The 21,499-nt window shown below is 36.9% G+C and carries 18 protein-coding genes and 3 other annotated features; of the genes, 14 read left to right on the top strand and 4 right to left on the bottom strand.

What is annotated here, in order from left to right; all coding sequences use genetic code 11:
- Positions 1 to 99 precede the first annotated feature (99 nt).
- Positions 100 to 309 carry a small acid-soluble spore protein SspI gene (sspI, locus tag MKX31_RS20710; RefSeq protein WP_000009511.1) on the bottom strand — a complete coding sequence of 70 codons (210 nt, stop codon included), beginning with the start codon at positions 307 to 309 and terminating at the stop codon, positions 100 to 102.
- 82 nt (positions 310 to 391) lie between these two features.
- Here sspI and MKX31_RS20705 point away from each other — a divergent pair, with 82 nt between their 5' ends.
- From MKX31_RS20705 to MKX31_RS20685, 5 genes are all read left to right on the top strand, one after another.
- A complete protein-coding gene (locus MKX31_RS20705; RefSeq protein ID WP_002096285.1) occupies positions 392 to 1,189 on the top strand; it encodes a TrmH family RNA methyltransferase in 798 nt (265 codons plus the stop codon).
- Between the two features lie 48 nt (positions 1,190 to 1,237).
- Positions 1,238 to 1,466 (top strand) — a binding site (T-box leader).
- A gap of 43 nt (positions 1,467 to 1,509) precedes the next feature.
- Positions 1,510 to 2,544 (top strand): phenylalanine--tRNA ligase subunit alpha, encoded by a 1,035-nt coding sequence (gene pheS / locus MKX31_RS20700; RefSeq protein ID WP_340981478.1) that lies wholly within the window; start codon positions 1,510 to 1,512, stop codon positions 2,542 to 2,544.
- Between the two features lie 18 nt (positions 2,545 to 2,562).
- Positions 2,563 to 4,983: a phenylalanine--tRNA ligase subunit beta gene (gene pheT, locus MKX31_RS20695; RefSeq protein WP_088048033.1), complete on the top strand. Its 2,421-nt coding sequence runs from the start codon at positions 2,563 to 2,565 to the stop codon at positions 4,981 to 4,983.
- Positions 4,984 to 5,125: 142 nt separating this feature from the next.
- Positions 5,126 to 5,377, top strand: a binding site (T-box leader).
- A gap of 52 nt (positions 5,378 to 5,429) precedes the next feature.
- Entirely contained in the window at positions 5,430 to 6,821 is a 1,392-nt protein-coding gene (gene asnS / locus MKX31_RS20690) for an asparagine--tRNA ligase (protein ID WP_064474627.1), read from the top strand.
- Between the two features lie 91 nt (positions 6,822 to 6,912).
- Complete coding sequence (locus MKX31_RS20685; protein ID WP_000039594.1) at positions 6,913 to 7,047, top strand: YuzL family protein; 135 nt, start codon at positions 6,913 to 6,915, stop codon at positions 7,045 to 7,047.
- Positions 7,048 to 7,091: 44 nt separating this feature from the next.
- Here the strand turns inward: MKX31_RS20685 and MKX31_RS20680 are convergent, their stop codons facing one another.
- The 3 genes from MKX31_RS20680 to rnhC all read right to left on the bottom strand — a co-directional run bounded on the left by MKX31_RS20680 (position 7,092) and on the right by rnhC (position 8,678).
- Entirely contained in the window at positions 7,092 to 7,343 is a 252-nt protein-coding gene (locus MKX31_RS20680; RefSeq protein WP_088048034.1) for a hypothetical protein, read from the bottom strand.
- A gap of 13 nt (positions 7,344 to 7,356) precedes the next feature.
- Positions 7,357 to 7,626, bottom strand: coding sequence for a hypothetical protein (locus MKX31_RS20675; RefSeq protein WP_000925541.1), 270 nt, complete (start codon positions 7,624 to 7,626; stop codon positions 7,357 to 7,359).
- Positions 7,627 to 7,742: 116 nt separating this feature from the next.
- Positions 7,743 to 8,678, bottom strand: coding sequence for a ribonuclease HIII (gene rnhC, locus MKX31_RS20670; protein WP_064474629.1), 936 nt, complete (start codon positions 8,676 to 8,678; stop codon positions 7,743 to 7,745).
- 123 nt (positions 8,679 to 8,801) lie between these two features.
- Here rnhC and zapA point away from each other — a divergent pair, with 123 nt between their 5' ends.
- The 9 genes from zapA to MKX31_RS20625 all read left to right on the top strand — a co-directional run bounded on the left by zapA (position 8,802) and on the right by MKX31_RS20625 (position 21,496).
- Positions 8,802 to 9,071 (top strand): cell division protein ZapA, encoded by a 270-nt coding sequence (zapA, locus tag MKX31_RS20665; RefSeq protein WP_000082701.1) that lies wholly within the window; start codon positions 8,802 to 8,804, stop codon positions 9,069 to 9,071.
- A 1-nt stretch (position 9,072) separates the two neighbouring features.
- Positions 9,073 to 9,612 (top strand): CvpA family protein, encoded by a 540-nt coding sequence (locus MKX31_RS20660; protein WP_000565411.1) that lies wholly within the window; start codon positions 9,073 to 9,075, stop codon positions 9,610 to 9,612.
- Between the two features lie 55 nt (positions 9,613 to 9,667).
- Entirely contained in the window at positions 9,668 to 11,386 is a 1,719-nt protein-coding gene (polX, locus tag MKX31_RS20655) for a DNA polymerase/3'-5' exonuclease PolX (protein WP_098111475.1), read from the top strand.
- 19 nt (positions 11,387 to 11,405) lie between these two features.
- Positions 11,406 to 13,766 carry an endonuclease MutS2 gene (locus MKX31_RS20650; protein WP_098111476.1) on the top strand — a complete coding sequence of 787 codons (2,361 nt, stop codon included), beginning with the start codon at positions 11,406 to 11,408 and terminating at the stop codon, positions 13,764 to 13,766.
- A 194-nt stretch (positions 13,767 to 13,960) separates the two neighbouring features.
- The gene (locus MKX31_RS20645; RefSeq protein WP_064474632.1) at positions 13,961 to 14,650 is read left to right on the top strand and encodes a 23S rRNA pseudouridine(2604) synthase RluF; all 690 of its coding nucleotides are present in this window, start codon (positions 13,961 to 13,963) and stop codon (positions 14,648 to 14,650) included.
- A 108-nt stretch (positions 14,651 to 14,758) separates the two neighbouring features.
- Positions 14,759 to 15,009: a binding site (T-box leader), on the top strand.
- 114 nt (positions 15,010 to 15,123) lie between these two features.
- The gene (gene brnQ6 / locus MKX31_RS20640; protein WP_098111477.1) at positions 15,124 to 16,449 is read left to right on the top strand and encodes a branched-chain amino acid transport system II carrier protein BrnQ6; all 1,326 of its coding nucleotides are present in this window, start codon (positions 15,124 to 15,126) and stop codon (positions 16,447 to 16,449) included.
- 501 nt (positions 16,450 to 16,950) lie between these two features.
- A complete protein-coding gene (isdC, locus tag MKX31_RS20635; protein ID WP_064474634.1) occupies positions 16,951 to 17,661 on the top strand; it encodes a heme uptake protein IsdC in 711 nt (236 codons plus the stop codon).
- A gap of 23 nt (positions 17,662 to 17,684) precedes the next feature.
- Positions 17,685 to 18,143 (top strand): NEAT domain-containing protein, encoded by a 459-nt coding sequence (locus MKX31_RS20630; RefSeq protein ID WP_064474635.1) that lies wholly within the window; start codon positions 17,685 to 17,687, stop codon positions 18,141 to 18,143.
- Positions 18,144 to 18,175: 32 nt separating this feature from the next.
- Complete coding sequence (locus MKX31_RS20625) at positions 18,176 to 21,496, top strand: NEAT domain-containing protein (RefSeq protein WP_340981467.1); 3,321 nt, start codon at positions 18,176 to 18,178, stop codon at positions 21,494 to 21,496.
- Positions 21,497 to 21,499 lie beyond the last annotated feature (3 nt).

Genomic DNA, 21,499 nt, shown 5'->3' with positions numbered 1-21,499 from the left:
TCTGGGTAGCGTTAGTAAAGTAGAAATGTTTAGGAGAAGAAAAATTTTATAGACATAAAAGGTCACCTTAGTTTTTTTTCTAAGGTGACCTTTTATTGTTTATTTTTTTAATCCTTGCTCCAGTGTTCCTAACATTTCGTGTTTTTCATTTTCATCAGCATTTTTCCAAATGACTTCGAATAAAACGCCAAGACCTGGAAGCATTTTTTCTTCACCGCTTTGAATTGCATCGACAATCGTTTCTTGTAATTGATCTTGTGAATTTCCAGATACATTCGCTAATACAGCGCCGCGTAAATTAAAACTCATTATCTTCACCTCTTCTTCAGAATTGAAACTGACGTTAGTTTTTGTTCTTTTTTATGTAAATATGTATGAAAAATAGGCTATAATGATAAGACAAGAAGAGAGGGAAATACATATTATGAAAAACATTGATTCAGTGCAAAATCCGCGTGTGAAGCAGTGGAAAAAGCTGCAGACGAAAAAAGAGCGCGATAAAAAGGGTTTATTTTTTGTAGAAGGATTCCACTTAGTGGAAGAAGCTTTAAAAGCAGGAGTTGTAACAGAACTTATCGTTTCTGATCAGACAGATCTTCCGAAAGATTGGACAGTTAATGATGTGGAAATGTATATCGTACCTGAAGCAATCGTAAAAGTACTCCGTGAAACAGAAACGACGCAAGGGGTATTTGCTGTTTGTGAGAAACACGAGAGTGAAGTAGCTCTTGCAGATGGAAAGTTTCTTTTATTAGATGGTCTTCAAGACCCGGGCAACTTAGGGACAATTATTCGTACAGCTGATGCAGCTGGTATTCATGCTGTTGTGCTTGGAGAAGGATGCGTTGATGCATATAATAGTAAAGTGCTTCGTTCTACACAAGGTTCTATTTTCCATTTACCAGTTGTAAAAGGGAACTTAGAAGAGTGGGTAGACAAGTTAAAAGAAAATAACGTTCCTGTATATGGAACCGCTCTTGAAAATGGAGTTCCATATGGTGAAGTAACACCAGCTGGTAGTTTTGCATTAATTGTAGGAAATGAAGGAAGTGGCGTAAGCGAAGAAATTCTTGCAAAAAGTGATCAAAACTTGTATATTCCGATTTACGGCGGGGCAGAATCATTAAATGTTGCGGTTGCAGCAGGGATTTTAACGTATTATTTGCAAAGCCCAGTTGCGAACAAATAAAAAACTTCTTATAATAAGTTGAAGTATATTATATTAAAAGTTAAATAACGAAAAACGTTGATAGAGAAGAGTAACTTACAAAATCGCCATAAAGGGAGAGAATGCCTTAGACTGAAAGTATTCTTATGGTAGACGGAAGTGAATTCACCTCTGGAGTTGACGCCAGGACCATATATATGTAAAGGCGTTCCGGTCAGAATTGATCGTTATAACTAATGAGTGGGCAGACCTGGTCTGTCAATTTAGGGTGGTACCGCGAATTTACCTCGTCCCTTTTTGGGAGCGAGGTTTTTTTATTTTTAAAATTAGGAGGGTTCCAAATGGAAGCACGTTTAAAAGAGCTAAAGCAAAAAGCGTTAGAGCTTATTGAAGAAGCGAAAGAGCTAAAGGGCTTAAACGACGTACGCGTAGCGTATTTAGGTAAAAAAGGTCCAATTACAGAAGTATTACGCGGCATGGGAAAATTATCAGCAGAAGAGCGTCCACGTATGGGAGCATTAGTAAATGAAGTACGTGAAGCGATCCAAACGCGTTTAGAAGACAAAATTGGTAACTTAGAAAAAGCAGTAATTGAAGCGAAATTAGCTACGGAAACAATTGATGTTACACTACCAGGTCGTCCTGTTGAAACAGGTTGTCACCATCCGTTAACAGCTGTTGTTGAACAAATTGAAGATGTATTCATCGGTATGGGTTATGAAGTAGCTGAAGGAACAGAAGTAGAAAAAGACTACTACAACTTCGAAGCATTAAACTTACCGAAAGATCACCCAGCGCGTGATATGCAAGATACATTCTACATTACAGAAGAAACGTTACTACGTACACATACATCTTCTGTGCAAGCACGTACGATGGAAAATCATAAAGAAAAAGGCCCAATTAAAATTATTTGTCCTGGTAAAGTTTATCGCCGTGATGACGATGATGCGACGCATTCACACCAGTTCATGCAAATTGAAGGTCTTGTAATTGATAAAAACATTCGCATGAGTGACTTAAAAGGTACACTGCAAGTATTCGTGAAAAAGATGTTCGGTGAAGATCGTGAAATCCGTCTTCGTCCAAGTTTCTTCCCATTCACAGAGCCATCTGTAGAGATGGATATTTCTTGTATGATGTGTCACGGCAAAGGTTGCGGCACTTGTAAAGGAACTGGCTGGATCGAAATTTTAGGCGCAGGTATGGTTCATCCGAACGTACTTGAAATGGCTGGTTATGATTCAAAAGAATATCAAGGTTTCGCATTCGGTATGGGCGCAGAGCGTATCGCAATGTTGAAATACGGCGTAGATGACATTCGTCATTTCTATACAAATGATGTACGTTTCTTACAACAATTCAAACGAGCGTAAGGGAAGGAGAGGATAAGTATGTTCGTATCATATCGTTGGTTACAAGAGTATGTAGATATTAAAGATGTAACAGCACAAGAGCTAGCAGACAAAATCACGAAAAGTGGTATTGAAGTAGAAGGTGTTGAAGTATTAAATAAAGGTGTAAAAGGTGTTGTAGTTGGTCACGTATTAGAATGTGAAAAACACCCAGAAGCTGATAAATTAAGCAAATGCTTAATCGATATCGGTGAAGAAGAGCCAGTTCAAATTATTTGTGGAGCTGCTAACATTGCAAAAGGTTTAAAAGTACCAGTTGCAAAAGTTGGTGCTGTACTTCCTGGCAACTTCAAAATTAAAAAGGCAAAACTACGTGGTGAAGCTTCTCATGGTATGGTTTGTGCGCTTCAAGAGCTTGGCATTGATGGAAAGTTAGTTTCAAAAGAATATGCAGACGGTATCTTCATCTTCCCAAGTGACGCTGAAGTTGGTGCAGACGCACTTGAAATTTTAAACTTACATGATGAAGTACTTGAGCTTGGTTTAACACCAAACCGTGCAGATTGCTTAAACATGCTAGGTGTTGCATATGAAGTCGCTGCTATTTACGGCCGTGAAGTAAAACTTCCAGCTATCAGCTTACAAGAAACAGCAGAAAAAACTTCTGATTACATTTCTGTAAGTGTAGAAGCGAAAGAAGAAAACCCATTATATATTGCAAAAATGGTAAAGAACGTAAAGATTGGTCCATCACCAATGTGGATGCAAACGCGCCTTATGGCAGCTGGCATTCGTCCAATTAGCAATGTAGTTGATATTACAAACTACATTTTAATGGAATACGGTCAACCGTTACATGCATTCGATTACGATAAATTAGGTTCAAAAGAAATCGTTGTTCGTCTTGCAAAAGAAGGTGAAAAAATTGAAACGTTAGATGATCAAGAGCGTACGTTACAAAGCCACCACCTTGTAATTACAAACGGAACAAAAGCTTTAGCTGTTGCTGGTGTAATGGGCGGAGCGGATTCTGAAGTTACAAATGAGACAGTAAACGTTTTAATTGAATCTGCATACTTTGCAGGTCAAACAGTACGCCGTACATCAAAAGACTTAGGTCTTCGCAGTGAATCAAGTGCACGTTTTGAAAAAGGAATTGACCCAACACGTACATTTGAAGCAATTCAACACGCAGCTGCTTTAATGGCGAAATACGCTGGTGGAGAAGCATTTGAAGGTGTAGTAGAAGCTGACAACTTACAAGTACAAGAACGTACAGTATCTGTTACTGCTGAAAAAGTAAACCGTGTATTAGGTACAAATATTTCTGCAAGTGAAATGGGTACAATGTTCACAAACTTAAAATTCCCATTCACAGAAGTAGAAGGAACATTCCATGTGAATGTACCAGCACGTCGTCCTGATATTACAATTTCAGAAGACTTAGTAGAAGAAGTGGGTCGTCTATACGGTTATGACCACATTCCAGTTACATTACCTTCTGGAACAATGACTCGTGGTAAATTAACATCAGCACAAACGAAACGTCGTAAAGTACGTCGCTTCTTAGAAGGTGCTGGTTTATATGAAGCAATCACGTATTCATTAACGAGCGCTGATAAAGCGAAGCAATATATGGTTGAGCCAAACGAAAAGGCGCCTGTAAACCTTGCACTTCCAATGAGTGAAGAGCGTAGCCAACTTCGTTTAAGCCTAGTGCCACAATTGTTAGAAGCAGTTTCATACAATGTGGCACGTAAAAACGATAGTGTTGCTTTATACGAAGTAGGTTCTGTCTTCTTACCGACAGAAGCAGGAGAACTTCCGAAAGAAGAACAACATCTTGCAGGTGTTATGATAGGTCTTGCACTTCACCATGCATGGCAAGGTGAGAAGAAAGTAGTAGACTTCTTCGTTGTGAAGGGTGTACTAGAAGGATTATTCGACGTACTTGGCGTTGCAAACCAAATCACATATGCACCAGCAAAACGTGAAGGTATGCACCCAGGTCGTACAGCTGACATCGTATTAGATGGCGAAGTAATTGGTTTCATCGGTCAATTGCACCCAGAAGCAGAAAAACAATTAGATGTGAAAAATACATTCGTATTCGAACTATCTCTTGTAAAAGTGTTCGGTGCAGACGCAGAAGAAACTTACTACGCAGCAATTCCACGTTTCCCATCTATGACACGTGATATGGCTGTTGTCGTAACAAAAGAAACAAAAGCTGGCGAAATGAAGCAAGTCATTGCTGAAGCTGGCGGAGAACTTCTGAAAGACGTAGCGCTATTCGACTTATACGAAGGTGAAAAAATGGAAGAAGGCAAGAAATCACTTGCATTCTCTATGACCTACTTCGATGCAGAACGTACGTTAACAGACGAAGAAGTAACAGAAGCACATAACCGTGTATTAACGACGGTAGAAGAGAAATTTGGTGCGGAGTTACGTAAGTAATAAAAGATTGCCGGATTCAGTCCGGCAATTTTTTTATGGCACGATTGTCGGTAAGTCGATATATTACAAAAATCGCTGATATATTTTTTGGTATCTTGCATCTTTCTCTCGAATGTAGTACATTAATTTTAGTTTAACAAAATGAAAGACGATGATAAGGAAAAGTAGTATATACTATAATCCAAAGCGAGTCAGGGACGGTGAGAGCCTGATGAGGCGGTATATGTGAAGAACACCTTGGAGTTGCTAACCGAAATTGAAACTTGTATTTAAGAGTAGGCTTAGACGGGAATCCGGCCTGTTACAAACCGGGAAGTATGTATTACATACGAGTTAAAGTTGGTCTTTATGACAAATTGGGTGGTACCGCGAAGTTTAACCTTTCGTCCCTTTATGGATGAAAGGTTTTTTTGTATTTAAATATATGTGCAAAGGAGAATTTCACTATGGAAAACACATTAGTAAAAAGTCTGTATAGAGATACAGATAAATACGCAGGTCAAACAGTACAAGTATCAGGGTGGATTCGTAACTTACGTGATTCAAAAGCATTTGGTTTCATCGAATTAAACGACGGTAGCTTTTTCAAAAGCGTTCAAATCGTTTTCGATACAGAGTTAGAAAACTTCAAAGAAATTGCAAAACTTCCACTTAGCTCTTCAGTTAAAGTAGAAGGTACAGTAATTGCAACGCCTGGAGCGAAGCAACCATTTGAAATTAAAGCAGAAAAAATTGATATCGAGGGCTTATCAGATTCTGATTACCCACTTCAAAAGAAACGTCACACGTTTGAATACTTACGTACAATCGCTCACTTACGTCCAAGAACAAATGCATTCTCTGCAACGTTCCGTGTACGTTCTGTCGCAGCATTTGCGATTCACCAGTTCTTCCAAGAGCGTGGATTCGTACATGTTCACACACCAATCATCACTGGTAGTGATACAGAAGGTGCAGGCGAAATGTTCCGCGTAACAACGCAAGATTTAAACAACGTACCAAAAGGTGAAGACGGACAAGTTGATGAATCAAAAGACTTCTTCGGCAAAGAAACAAACTTAACAGTAAGTGGACAGCTGAACGCTGAAGCTTATGCATTAGCATTCCGTGACGTATACACATTCGGCCCTACATTCCGTGCAGAAAACTCAAACACAACTCGCCACGCAGCTGAGTTCTGGATGGTTGAGCCGGAGATTGCATTCGCTGAATTAGGCGACGTAATGGATCTTACAGAAGATATGCTGAAATATGCAATGAAATACGTACTAGAGCATGCACCAGAAGAAATGGAATTCTTCAACAGCTTCGTTGATAAAACAGTTCTTGAGCGCATGAACAACGTAATCAACTCTGACTTCGGTCGTATCACATATACAGAAGCAATTAAAGTGCTTCAAGAGTCAGGTGCTGACTTCAAATATCCAGTAGAATGGGGTATTGACTTACAAACAGAGCACGAAAGATACTTATCAGAAGAAATTTTCAAACGCCCTGTATTCGTAACTGACTATCCGAAAGACATTAAAGCGTTCTACATGCGTATGAATGAAGATGGAAAAACAGTAGCTGCTACTGACCTTCTAGTTCCTGGCATCGGCGAATTAATCGGCGGAAGCCAACGTGAAGAAAGAATAGACGTTTTAGTAGACAGAATTAAAGAACTAGGTATGAACGAAGAGGATTACTGGTGGTACTTAGAGCTTAGAAAATACGGCGGTACAAAACACGCTGGATTCGGTCTAGGTTTCGAGCGCTTCCTAATGTACATCACTGGCATGGCTAACATCCGTGACGTAATTCCATTCCCAAGAACTCCAGGCTCTTCTGAATTCTAAAATATAAAAAAGCGAGAGGATTTCCTCTCGCTTTTTTGTTTGCATAGTTTATTACCTCGTAGCAAAAAGTAACGCGAAGGGGTGAATATAAATGAGTAAAAAAGTAAAAAAAGATCATTCAAGATCAAGCCTAGGTTCTCCAGAAGTAGAAGGACAAGGAACGACGACACATGAAACAGGTTCTCATAAAGTATCTTCATCAAATAAGAAGCAGAAAAGAAGCTAACATAAAAAAGGAGAGTCTTGGCGGCTCTCCTTTTTTTATATGTATTACACCTTATTATCATTAATCTCTTTTGTAATTTTATCTACATCTTTGTCTAATTGATCTAAATAGAAAAACCACAGTAAGCTCATGAGCACGTAATAGATGGCCATCACACCAAGATTATCAGATATATTTTCGAATGTGGATTTAGAAGTGAAAAAAGCTCCCCAAATGGTAGAAATAGTGAGGTAAGAAAGTGGGCCTACGAGGTGTACGAAAACATATAATAACTTTTTAACTTTTAAAGCGTTCATATGAATTCCCTCCTTATGTAAACAATCTTTTTCTTCTAATCATACATTCAAGTTCCTCACAGAAGTGTTGTAGTTTTGCTGGATTATGTATTAACAAGCGGGCATCGTGTTTCCCGATAAATCTTCGAATCCGAAAGTTTAATAAGAAAGATCGGCCATAGCGCTCTATTAAATCGTTGAATTCTCGTTGTTCACTTAGTAGCTGAATGTTTTCTCTAATTTCAAACTGTCTTTCGTGTGGATCGCCTAGTAAAATATTTAGAATCATTTGTAGAAGTAGCAATGGGAATCTCCTCCTGTGTTAGAATAATCTGTATATTTTAATTGTAACAAAAATAAACGGACAATAGTATAGTGAAACAAAAAACAGGAGTTTGTAGCCTCCTGTTTTTGTCGATACTATTTTAATAAGCGAAACGCCTTCTCCTTATTAGCGAAATGCATTTTCACAAACTCAGGTAATCGTTCTTTACCAAGCTTTTGAATTAATTTAGCAGCGGCGATATCAACTTGTTTACCGGCACCTTTTGGAAGTGGCATACCAGCTTTTTTGCTTAATTCGTCAAACTGTTTTACGAATGAGTAACGAGCTAAAATAGAAGCAGCGGCTACTGCTAAATGGACGCTTTCGCCTTTCGTCGCGAAGTAAACATTTTCACGCTGTACCTGTTTTTGTTTAGCTAAATATTTATAGTATGTATCAGGTTGTGTGAATTGATCGATTAAGACGCCTTCAGGCTTTGTAGGTGCAATTTTAGCTAATAAGTTTGTAATAGCTTTATTATGTAGTAAAGCTTTTAACTTACCTTGGTTGTTTCCTTTATCAAATAGCTCGTTATATTTTTCATTATGAAGGACAAGAGAGCTGTAAGGAACAACGTGTAGAAGTTGTTTTGCAATGGCAGTAATTTGATCGTCATTTAAGTTTTTAGAGTCTTTTACACCAAGTTCTTTTAACAATGGGATTTGCTTCGCATCCACATATACAGCAACTACTGTCATCGGTCCGAAGAAATCACCAGTACCAACTTCATCTGACCCTACGATAGACATTGTACTGATGGAAGCAGGCGGTGCATAACGGTGTGAATCGACAGCTTTTTTTACAGCTGTTTTCGGTGTTTGAGAGACAGTTTGCCAACGAGAAGCTTCTGCTTCAGCACGGCCACCTTGGAACATTACTTTTCCAGATTTATAAGCTGTAATCGTGCAAGATGGCACCTTTGCCATGAAGATCCCGCCTTGTGGGGTTTTTGGACTAAGCGCTTGTTTGTATTGTTGTTTCATGTCTTCAATTACTGTGGAACTTGTTTGTATTACGATAGAATTTGACAAGATGGTCGCTCCTTTTTTATATTGTTATTTTTATCATATCGGATTGTTCTTTCTGTTTCCATAATATGATGGTTCATGGTATGATAAACTTTAGGATTCTGTACGTGATTGGAGGCCGGTGAGTTGTCACAACAAAAGGGAAAGAAAAGTCGAATTAATGTAGAAATCTATGGTCAACAATATTCAGTTGTTGGCGATGAAAGTACAAGTCATATCCGCATGGTAGCAGCGATTGTGGATGATAAAATGCGCGAACTCAATGCCAAGAATCCTTCGCTTGACACGAGTAGACTAGCGGTATTGACGGCGGTAAACGTCATACACGATTACATAAAATTAAAAGAAGAACATGAGAAATTGAAAGAAAGTATGACAAAAAAAGGAATGGAATAACATGATTGATATTATTATCATTTTACTGCTTGTTATGGGATTTTTCCTCGGCTTACGCAGAGGGTTTATTCTGCAACTTGTAAAGTTAACAAGCTTTATTATCGCATACCTTGTTGCATACTGGTACTGTAAAGATTTAGCGCCAGCACTTGCGAAATTTATTCCGTATCCATTTGATAAAAACGTATCTGTTCCAGAATGGATTGATGCAAATAATATTGAAACAGTATTTTATCAAGCACTTGCGTTTATCATATTGTTTATTATTACAAAAATTGCACTTTCATTACTTGGTAATTTGTTAAATATGTTTGCAGAAATACCGGTTTTAAAGCAAGTCAATGCGTTTGCGGGGGCAATCCTCGGATTTTTAGAAGTATATATTATTTTGTTTGTTTTAATTATCGTTGGAAACATTCTTCCAATTGAACAAATACAAACACCATTACAAAAATCATCAATTAGCAAAATAATTGTAGACGATACACCGATTCTTTCTGAAAAGGTGAAGGAACTATGGCAGACAGGTAGCAGAGTATAACTTCTCTTTTTTCGGAAAGAGGAGTTTTTTTCTATGAAGGAAAGGCGGGGTAATGATGAAAGTAAATAAAAAACAAGTTATTAAATTACTAGAGACAATCGGCCTGTTTATGGAACTAAAGGGCGCGAATCCATTTAAAATATCTGCATTTCGTAAAGCGGCAGCAGCACTAGAAAGTGATGATCGTAGTCTTTCTGAGATTGAAGATTTTACGAAGATTCCGGGCATTGGAAAAGGAACAGCAGCAGTTATTCAAGAATATATAGAATCGGGAACATCTGAAGTATTACAAGAGCTTGAGAAAGAAGTTCCAAGTAGCTTATTACCGTTATTAAAATTGCCAGGACTTGGTGGTAAAAAGCTGGCTAAGTTATATAAAGAACTTGGTGTTGTTGATATGGAATCGCTAAAAGCGGTTTGTGAGGAAAATAAAGTACAAGCTTTAGCAGGCTTCGGTAAGAAGACAGAAGAGAAAATATTAGAAGCAATCGATCAAGTAGGATCTCGTCCAGAGCGTTTACCAATCGCAATGGTATTGCCTATTGCCGGGGAAATAGAGGAGAAATTGTCGAATATTGCTGAAGTAATTCGTTTCTCTCGTGCTGGTAGTTTGCGCCGTGTTCGTGAAACAGTGAAAGATTTAGACTTTATCATTGCAACGACAGAACCAGCTGCAGTACGTGAGCATTTACTGCAATTTGATAATATGATTGAAGTAATCGCAAGTGGAGATACGAAAGTTTCTGTTCGTCTTCAATATGAATATGATATTTCAATCGATTTCCGTCTAGTAAAACCAGAAGAATTTATTACAACCCTTCACCATTTCACAGGATCAAAAGACCATAACGTAAAAATGCGCCAAATCGCGAAAGATAGAGGCGAGAAAATTAGTGAGTACGGTGTAGAAAACTTAGAAACAGGTGAAGTGAGAACATTTGAAACAGAAGAGGAGTTCTTCGCTCATTTCGGTCTTCCATTCATCCCACCAGAAGTGCGTGAAGATGGAAAAGAAATTGAATTAATTAAAGAGTATCCGAACTTAATTCAGTTCTCTGATATACAAGGTGATTTACATATGCATACAACGTGGAGTGACGGTGCCTTTTCGATTGAGGAAATGGTACAGGCATGTCGTGCTCGTGGTTATAAATTTATGGCAATTACCGACCATTCACAATACTTAAAAGTAGCGAATGGTTTAACGAAAGAACGCCTTCGTGAACAGGCAAAAGAAATTGAACGTATGAACGAAAAGTATCCAGACATTACAATTTTACGCGGAATTGAAATGGATATTTTACCGGATGCAACACTTGATTTTGATGATGAAGTATTAGCAGAATTAGATTATATAATTGGAGCGATTCACTCTAGCTTCTCACAAGACCGTGAAACGATTATGAAACGTCTTCGTGCTGCGCTGGATAATAAGCATGTCACAATGATTGCTCATCCGACAGGACGTCTTCTTGGACGCCGCGAGGGCTATGATGTGGATACAGATTTATTAATCGAGCTCGCAAAAGAAACAAATACAGTTTTAGAATTAAATGCGAATCCAAACCGTCTAGATTTAAGCGCGAAATTATTAAAACAAGCACAAGATGCTGGTGTAAAAGTAGCGATTAATACGGATGCTCATACGCTTGAAATGTTAGAAGATATGGAAACAGGTGTAGCAGCAGCACGTAAAGGTTGGATTCAAAAAGATAACGTAATTAACACGTGGGATATTGAACGTTTATTAGACTATATTAAACGTAATAAGTAACACAAGGGGGACCTGCAACATGTTAGAAAGAACGTTGCGTGTATTAGAATACAATAAAGTAAAAGAACAATTACTTGAACATACAGCCTCTTCACTTGGCCGTGACAAAGTGAAGCATTTAGTGCCGAGCACTGATTTTGAAGAAATTGTAGAAATGCAAGATACAACGGATGAAGCAGCGAAAGTCATTCGTTTAAAAGGTAGTGCACCATTAGGTGGTATTACGGATATTCGCTCAAATGTGAAGCGTGCAAAGATTGGAAGTATGTTAAGCCCGAATGAACTACTTGATATTGCCAATACGATGTATGGTAGTCGCAATATGAAACGTTTCATTGAAGATATGGTTGATAATGGTGTCGAGCTTCCAATTTTAGAAACTCATGTCGCTCAAATTATATCTTTATATGATTTAGAAAAGAAAATTACAAATTGTATCGGTGACGGCGGAGAAGTAGTCGATAGCGCAAGTGATAAACTGCGTGGTATTCGTACTCAAATTCGTACTGCGGAAAGCCGTATTCGTGAAAAGTTAGAAAACATGACGCGTTCTTCCAACGCGCAAAAGATGCTGTCTGACGCGATTGTAACGATTCGTAACGAACGTTACGTAATCCCAGTAAAACAAGAATACCGCGGTGTATATGGTGGTATTGTCCACGATCAATCAGCTTCTGGGCAAACGTTATTTATTGAACCACAAGTCATTGTAGAGTTAAATAACGCGCTTCAAGAAGCACGAGTGAAAGAAAAACAAGAAATCGAACGCATCTTATTCATGTTAACAGAAGAAGTGGCAGTAGAAGCGGATATCGTTTTATCTAATGTAGAAGTAGTTGCGAATCTTGACTTCATCTTTGCGAAAGCTTTTTATGCGAAGCGAATTAAAGCAACGAAGCCAATTGTAAATAACGAGCGCTATATGGATTTAAGACAAGCACGTCATCCGCTTATTGATCCAGAAATTATCGTGCCAAATAACATTATGTTAGGTAAAGATTTCACGACAATTGTTATTACAGGACCGAATACAGGTGGTAAAACAGTTACGCTGAAAACAGTTGGTATTTGTGTATTAATGGCGCAATCTGGCCTTCACATTCCAGTAATGGATGAGTCAGAGATTTGTGTATTTAAAAATATCTTTGCCGATATCGGTGATGAGCAATCGATTGAACAAAGTTTAAGTACGTTCTCCTCACATATGGTGAACATTGTTGATATTTTAGAAAAAGCTGATTTTGAAAGCTTAGTTCTATTCGATGAATTAGGTGCTGGAACAGACCCGCAAGAAGGGGCTGCATTAGCAATTTCAATTTTAGATGAAGTATGTAATCGTGGTGCTCGCGTTGTTGCTACGACGCATTACCCAGAATTAAAAGCATACGGATATAACCGTGAGAAAGTTATTAATGCGAGCGTTGAGTTCGACGTGAATACATTAAGCCCAACGTATAAATTATTAATCGGTGTACCAGGACGTAGTAATGCCTTTGAAATTTCGAAGCGCCTTGGATTATCTGATCGCGTGATTGATCAAGCTCGTAACCACATTAGTACAGATACAAACAAAATTGAAAATATGATTGCGAAGTTAGAAGAAAGTCAAAAGAATGCAGAGCGTGACTGGAACGAAGCAGAAGCTCTTCGCAAGCAATCTGAAAAACTGCATCGCGAACTACAGCGTCAAATTATTGAATTTAATGATGAGCGCGATGAAAAATTATTAAAAGCGCAAAAAGAAGGGGAAGAAAAAGTCGAAGCTGCAAAGAAAGAAGCAGAAGGCATTATTCAAGAACTTCGTCAATTGCGTAAAGCACAGCTTATAAACGTGAAAGACCATGAGCTTATTGAAGCGAAGAGCCGTCTAGAAGGTACGGCGCCAGAGCTTGTGAAGAAACAAAAAGTAAACGTGAAAAACACAGCGCCAAAACAACAATTACGCGCAGGTGATGAAGTAAAAGTGTTAACGTTCGGTCAAAAAGGTCAATTGCTTGAAAAAGTAAGTGATACAGAGTGGAGCGTACAAATTGGTATTCTGAAGATGAAAGTGAAAGAATCCAATATGGAATACATTAATACACCGAAGCAAACTGAGAAAAAAGCAGTTGCAAGTGTGAAGGGTAGAGATTATCACGTTTCGTTAGAGCTTGATCTTCGCGGTGAACGTTATGAAGATGCAATGATGCGCGTTGAAAAATATTTAGACGATGCACAGCTTGCAAGCTATCCTCGTGTATCAATTATTCACGGTAAAGGAACAGGAGCGCTTCGCCAAGGTGTACAAGATTACTTGAAGAAACATCGCGGTGTGAAAAACTACCGCTACGGTGACATGGGCGAGGGAGGCCTAGGCGTAACAGTTGTCGAATTAAAATAGCAAACAACGAAACAAAGGGGAACCACTATATGTTTATGGACAAACTTGCAAAAGTATTGTTAGCTTGTTGCGGAATATTTTTGGTGATTGGGGTTATTTATTTAGTTGTTTTTGCGAAGTAAACGAGCGTCAATCGTGGCATAATGATATTGCCATAGATTGACGCTTTTAATATATATGAAAAGGAATAAGCTATGAAAATCAACCAATACATAAGCGAAGCAAAATCTTGCTCAAGACGCGAAACAGACCGTCTCATTAAAGCAGGACGCGTGGCGATTAACGGCGAAATATGTACGCACGGTGCACTCGTGAGCGATGGTGATGTGGTAACGATTGATGGACAGGTTATTGCAAAAGAAGAGAAGGAAAAGGTGTATATTGCCTTTCATAAACCAGTTGGCATTACTTGTACAGCAGCCGAGCATATTGAAGATAATATTATTGATTATATCAATTACCCAGAGCGTATCTTTCCTGTTGGGCGATTAGATAAAGCGTCGGAAGGATTAATTTTATTAACGAATAACGGTGGGATTGCCAATCAAATTTTACACGGAGATCATGAACACGAGAAAGAATATATTGTTACGGTTGATAAGCAATTTACAGATTGGTTTATTGATGAGATGTCTAGCGGTGTAAAGATTAAGGATGGAATGACGAAGCCATGTAAAGTGACGAGAGTGGATCAATTTACATTTCGCATCGTTTTAACGCAAGGAATGAACAGACAAATTCGTAGAATGAGCCGTGCTTTCGGGTTTACTGTAACTAAGCTAAAACGAATTCGTATTATGAATATAGAGCTAGATGATCTAGAAGTCGGAAAATGGCGGAGCGTTACAGCTGAGGAATTAGAAATATTAATAGGGCAGTTATAGGGAGGGAAAATTTTCTCCCTATATTTTTTTGTCAGAAAAAATAAAACTATTGATTTTTTAAAAAATAGCCCATATAATAAAAAACAACAAGTTTCGACAAGATATTTTATAAAAGTAATGATGAGGACATGAGTTGTTTTTGACGATTCTCAGAGAGGGAAGCCTAGGCTGTGAGCTTCCTAATACGGAAAGACAAACTTACCACCTCTAAACTTCAAGAGTGAACTGCATGATGCATTGTAATTCTTGGCGGATAAAACCGTTATCAATTTACACGAGCTATAAAATGAGCTTATTTTGTTATAAATTCATTTTATTAGAATAAGGGTGGAACCACGATTTCAACACTCGTCCCTTTGTTAGGGACGGGTGTTTTTTGCGTTCTTTTACGGGGAAGTATGCTTGAAAGAGGACATATGACGGGTTTTAATTCAGAATATTTTGTCAATAAATTATTTAGGAGGTTAGTAGAAATGAAATCATCTTTAAAGTTTTCTGAGATGTTTGCAATAAGTTTAATGTTGTTTGCACTATTTTTCGGTGCAGGTAATATGATTTTCCCGCCGGCTTTAGGGCAAGGTGCTGGAACAGACGTATGGATCGCGTTATTTGGCTTTATCGTAACAGGTGTTGGATTACCTTTATTAGGGGTAATTGTTATAGCTCTAAAGGGAGATATTAATGAGCTAGCGGGACGTGTACACCCTGTATTCGCACTTGTTTTTATCACTGCAATTTATTTATGTTTAGGCGTATTCGTAAGTGTTCCGCGTACAGGAACAGTTGCTTATGAAATGAGTGTTGCACCGTTTTTATCAAGTGAGATAGCTGGTCAATCGTATCCACTTGTTATCTTTACATTCATTTTCTTTGCAGTAACTTTCTATTTAGCTTTAAACCCATCGAAATTAGTGGGCCGCATCGGTAAAGTATTAACTCCAATTTTGTTAGCTGTTATAGCAATTATCGTAGGTAAAGCAATTATTACACCAATTGGAGAATTTGGTGCACCGACAGAAGCATATAATGCTCCGCTCTTTAAAGGTTTTATTGATGGATATTTAACTTTAGATGGACTTGCAGCACTTGTTTTCGGAAATGTTGTGATTAATGCTTTAAAAGCAAAAGGCGTTACAAATAAGAACAGCATTGCAAAAGTAACAATCTTTGCAGGATTTATTGCAGCGCTCGGTTTACTACTTGTTTATTTAGCACTTGCTTATCTGGGAGCTTCTAGTGTGTCTCTTGGAATGGGGGCAAACGGAGGAATTATTTTAACAAACGTTGTAAATCATTTATTTGGTAGTTACGGAACTTTATTATTAGGGATCGCAATTACAGCGGCATGTTTAACAACTTCTGTAGGTATTGTTGCAGCTTGTGGGGAATATTTTTCTTCCTTATTACCAAAGCTTTCTTATCAAAAGGTCGTTTTCATTTTCTGTGTATTAGCATTTATGGTAGCGAATCTTGGATTAACTCAGTTAAATGCATTAGCATTACCGATTTTAATTGCAATTTACCCAATTGGTATCGTGCTGATTGTATTATCACTTGTTGAAAACTACGTTCGTCTTCCATTAGCGATGTATGTAGGTGGTATTGTAGGAGCATTTGCAATAAGTTTCTTTGATGGATTACACAATGCAAACCTTCAAATTGCAGCGCTAGCCCCTATTTTAGATAAGATTCCATTATATAGTGTAGGCATTGGCTGGTTAGTTCCAGGCATAATCGGTATAGGATTTGGTTATATAGTTTCTAAGTTTCAAAAGCAGGAAATTGCTGTAGAAAAATAGAGGAAAGAGGCTTTCTATGAAAGAAAGCCTCTTTTTTTGTAGAAAAAGCCGTATATAGAGAAATTTAGATATTAAAAATTTTATACGTAATATAGTTGACAAAAAATTTACGAGTAGGCTAAGATTGACTTAGTTGTGGAAATATTGGAAGGAAAGTGAGGAGTGAAAGGTATAAGGTTTTCTATAACGATATCATTTTTGTAGATAGAGGTGATAGAGTAGGAAAATGGATAGTTTTATTTTTTTTGAGTTTCATTGAGAATGATAATCAACAAATGGGATAGGGACTTATGTTAAAATATGAATCGCTCTTTATACGGAATAGAGGGGGATATTATTTTTAACATCAAGTGAGAATGATAATCAATAATGTCTACAGTACATAAAGAAAGTACAATTAAATAATGGTAGAGGATTATTATTTTTTTCTTATAAATTGAGAATAATTATCATTTTCAAAAAAAGTGTGGATGAAAGATAAACAAGGAGGAAGTAAGCCAAATGAGAAAGATTTCTGTATTACCCGCTTTTATTATAACGTTCGTATGTATGCTAGCTTTTCTTGTCATGCCATATGGGAAAGCTTCAGCACAACTAGCTGACGGTACTTATGATATTAACTATGTCATTCAAAAAGCGGAAAATGATTCAGCTTCAATGGCAAATGATTATTTTGAAAAACCAGCTAAGTTAGTTGTAAAAAATGGTGAGATGAGAGTGCAAATTCCGATGAATCATAGTGCTTGGATTACAGAATTTAAAGCACCTGAGAACGGGAATTTTGTTGATGCAAAAGTTGTTAGTAAAGATGAATCAGCAGATAAAAGAACTGTAGAGTTTAAAATAGACGATTTATCTAAGCCAGCAGCTGCAAAAATTCATGTTGTTGTACCTAACGTAAATTATGACCATAACTACACAATTCGCTTTGCATTTGATGCAGATGTAAAAGCGGTAGGCGGAGAAAATAAAGCAATTACTGCAACAAAGAATAATGATCAAACAAAAACAGATACAAAAGTAAAAGAAGAAGTGAAGAAAGAAGAGAGTAAAGAAGCAAATAAAGAGGCGAACAAAGGAACAAATGAAAGCGGTAAAGCTGAAAAAACAGATAACCCAAAAACAGGCGATGAAGCACGCATCGGATTATTTGCAGCGTTAATTCTTATTTCAGGTGTTTTCTTAATTCGTAAAGTGAAGTTAAGTAAATAAATCTTTTGAAGGGTGATGAATATATGTTTAAACAATTTAAAATGATTATTGCCGTATTTGCTGTTTTATTTACGTTTATAGCAACACTAGGTTCACAAGATACAAAGGCTGCTACAAAAGTAGCTGATGGAAAATATAATATTGCTTTTACTGTATGGAAAGGCGATAAAGATGAATCGTCTAGAATGAATAGTTATTTTGAAAGTCCGGCAACATTAACAGTTAAAGATGGAAAACAATATGTTTCATTCAAAGTGAAAGATAGTACTTCTATTAAAAGTTTACAAGTAGAAAAAAATGGTCAATTCGTAGAAGCTACTGTGTTAAGTGAAAATACAAAAGAGAATACTAGAGTTGTAGAATTTGAAGTTGCTGACTTGTCAAAAAAACTAAATGGCAAGGTGAAAATTAATATCCCAATTATTAATTATAACGCTTCATATGATATTCGTTTTGTATTTGATGGGAACAGTATTAAATAATTAAAAAATTTTCAAAAGGGAGAGTCGTTCCATTGAACAGGTATGTAAAAATTATTGTTGCTATGTTTTTAATGGTATTTACATTCGTATCAACATTACAACCACTTGCAGTTCAAGCAGCTACCCAGTTGGCTGACGGTGAATATTCAATCGGTTTCAAAGTTCTTAAGGACACATCAGATGAAGAATCTATGATGAATCAATACTCTGTAAGTCCAGGAACTTTAAAAGTGAAGGATGGGAAGAAGAAGGTATCCTTTACGTTAGAACATAGTTCATGGATTACAAAGTTTGAAACAGAAAAAAATGGCCAGTTTGTTGCGACAAATGTAATTAGTGAAGATAAAGAAAAAGATACAAGAGTAGTAGAATTTGAAGTGGACGATGTAGAGAAAGTATTAAATGCGAAAGTAAAAGTAGACATAGACTTTTTAAATTATCATCATGATTATGATGTACGCATTGTATTTGATCAAAATAGTATTACACCGATTCATGTAGAACAACCAAATGAAAAAGAGGACCCAGCTAATAAGCCAGATCCAAATGAAAATCCGGATCCAAGTCAGAAGCCCGACCAAAAGCCTGACCCAGATCAACAACCAAATTCTAACACAATTAAAGATGGAGAGTACAGTATTCCATTTAAAGTGTTAAAAGATCAAACAGACGAAGAATCTAAGATGAATACTTACATGGTAAATCCAGGAGTATTAAAAGTAGAAAACGGTAAGAAAAAAGCGTTTGTAACATTAAAAAGTAGTTCATTAATTAAAAATTTCCAAACGGAAAAAGATGGCGCATTTGCTGATGCAAAAGCAGTGAGTGAAGATAAAGAAAAAGATACACGAGTAGTAGAATTTGAAGTAGACGATTTATCTAAAAAAATAAATACAAAAGTATTTATTGAAGTGGCATCACAAGGTTACAAGCAAACACATAATGTACAACTTTTATTTGAACAAGATAAACTTGAACAAATTAAAAATGAAGAGAAACAACCGGATGGAGATAAAAAGCCGGAAGTAGAAAAACCAGAAGTTGAAACAATTAAAGATGGAGAGTACAGTATTCCATTTAAAGTATTAAAAGATAAGACAGATGAAGAATCTAGAATGAAAGACAAGCTAATAAGTCCAGGAGTATTAAAAGTAGAAAACGGTAAGAAAAAAGCGACTGTAACATTAACAGATAACGCATCAATTAAAAATTTCCAAACAGAAAAAGAGGGTTCATTTGTTGATGCGAAAGTAGTAAGTGAAGATAAAGAGAAAAATACAAGAGTAGTAGAATTTGAAGTAGACAGTTTATCTAACAAGTTGAATACAAAAGTATTTATTGAAGTGGCATCACAAAATTATAAACAAACGCATGAATTACAACTTCAATTTAATCAAGATAAACTTGAGCCGATTAAGAACGAAGAAAAGCAACCAGACGGTGATAAAAAGCCGGAAGTAGAAAAACCAGATGCTGAAACAATGAAAGACGGTGAATACAGCATCAATTTCAAAGCTTTAAAAGATCAAACAGAAGAAATTTCAATGATGAACACGTATACAAAGAGTCCAGGCGTGTTAAAAGTGAAAGATGGTAAAAAATATGTATCATTCACATTAACGAATAGTGCATGGATTACAAAGTTTGAATTTGAGAAAAAGGGTTCGTTTGTTAATGCGAGTGTATTAAGTGAAGATAAAAAAGCCGATACACGCGTAGTGGAAGTAGAAGTAGACGATTTATCTAAAAAGTTAAATGCAAAAGTAAAAGTAGATATCGATTCAATGAATTATCATCATTTCTACGACATTCAATTTGCATTTGATAAAGGTAGCATTAAACCGTTAGATAACCAAGGCGGAAACGATAACCAAGGCGGAAACGATAACCAAGGCGGAAACGATAACCAAGGCGGAAACGATAACCAAGGCGGAAACGATAACCAAGGCGGAAACGATAACCAAGGCGGAAACGATAACCAAGGCGGAAACGATAACCAAGGCGGAAACGATAACCAAGGCGGAAACGATAACCAAGGCGGAAACGATAACCAAGGTGGAAACGATCACCAAGGCGGAAACGATAACCAAGGCGGAAACGATAACCAAGGCGGAAACAATAACCAAGGCGGGAACAATAACCAAGGCGGAAACGATAACCAAGGCGGAAACAATAACCAAGGTAATAACACAACCATTGATCCAAAAGCACTAAAAGATGGTGAATACAGCATTGGCTTTAAAGTTCTAAAAGATAAAACAGAAGAAATTTCAATGATGAACACATATACAAAGAGTCCAGCTGTACTAAAAGTGAAAGACGGTAAGAAGTATGTATCGTTTACATTAACGAACAGTACATGGATTACAAAATTTGAGTTTGAAAAGAATGGTTCTTTTGTTAACGCAAAAGTGTTAAGTGAGAATAAAGAGCAAAATACAAAAGTAGTAGAGTTAGAAGTAGATGATTTATTTAAAAAATTAAATGCAAAAGTAAAAGTAGATATTGATGCGATGAATTATCACCATTTCTACGATGTTCAATTTGTATTTGATCAAGATAGTATTAAAGCTTTAGGTAACCAAGGTGGAAACGACAACCAAGGTGGAAACGACAACCAAGGTGGAAACGACAACCAAGGTGGAAACGACAACCAAGGCGGAAGTGACAACCAAGATGGAAATAATCAACCAAAAGTAATAGTTGATCCGAAAAATTTAGTAGATGGTCAATATGATATTCCATTTAAAGTGTTAAAAGATAAAACAAATGAGCTTTCAAAGATGCATGACTATACTGTACATCCGGCAAAATTAATCGTTAAAGATGGTAAAAAGTACATTGAGATGACGTTGAAAAATAGTGCATGGATTACAAAATTCCAAACGGAAAATAACAGTCTTTTTGCTGATGCGAAAGTAGTAAGCGAAGATAAAAATGCAAATACGAGAGTAGTGCAATTTGAAGTAAGTGATTTATTTGCAAAATTAAATGCAAAAGTAAAAGTTGATATCAACGAAATGAACTACCATCATTTCTACGATGTCCAAATTCAATTTGATACAAATAATATTGGTGCGTTAGGAACGATTAAAGAGGATCCAAAAAAAGATCCGAAAAATGATCCGAACAATCCAGTGATTACACCGAAAGTAGATAATATAAAAAAAGTAGATAATCCTGATTTTAACCGAAATGCAGATGATAAGAAGAAAAAAGAAGGCCAAAAAAATGATCCGAAAAAAGAGAAAAACTCAAAAACGGCAGATACAGCACAACTAGGCTTATACATGGTGCTATTGCTTGGGTCACTTGCTTTATTAGTTCGTAAATATAGAGCAGGAAGATTGTAATTT

The sequence above is a fragment of the Bacillus sp. FSL M8-0063 genome, from assembly GCF_038005545.1.
Taxonomy (GTDB): domain Bacteria; phylum Bacillota; class Bacilli; order Bacillales; family Bacillaceae_G; genus Bacillus_A; species Bacillus_A wiedmannii.
The sequence above is the reverse complement of the archived record's forward strand: the minus strand, read 5'-3'. Positions and strand labels throughout refer to the sequence as shown.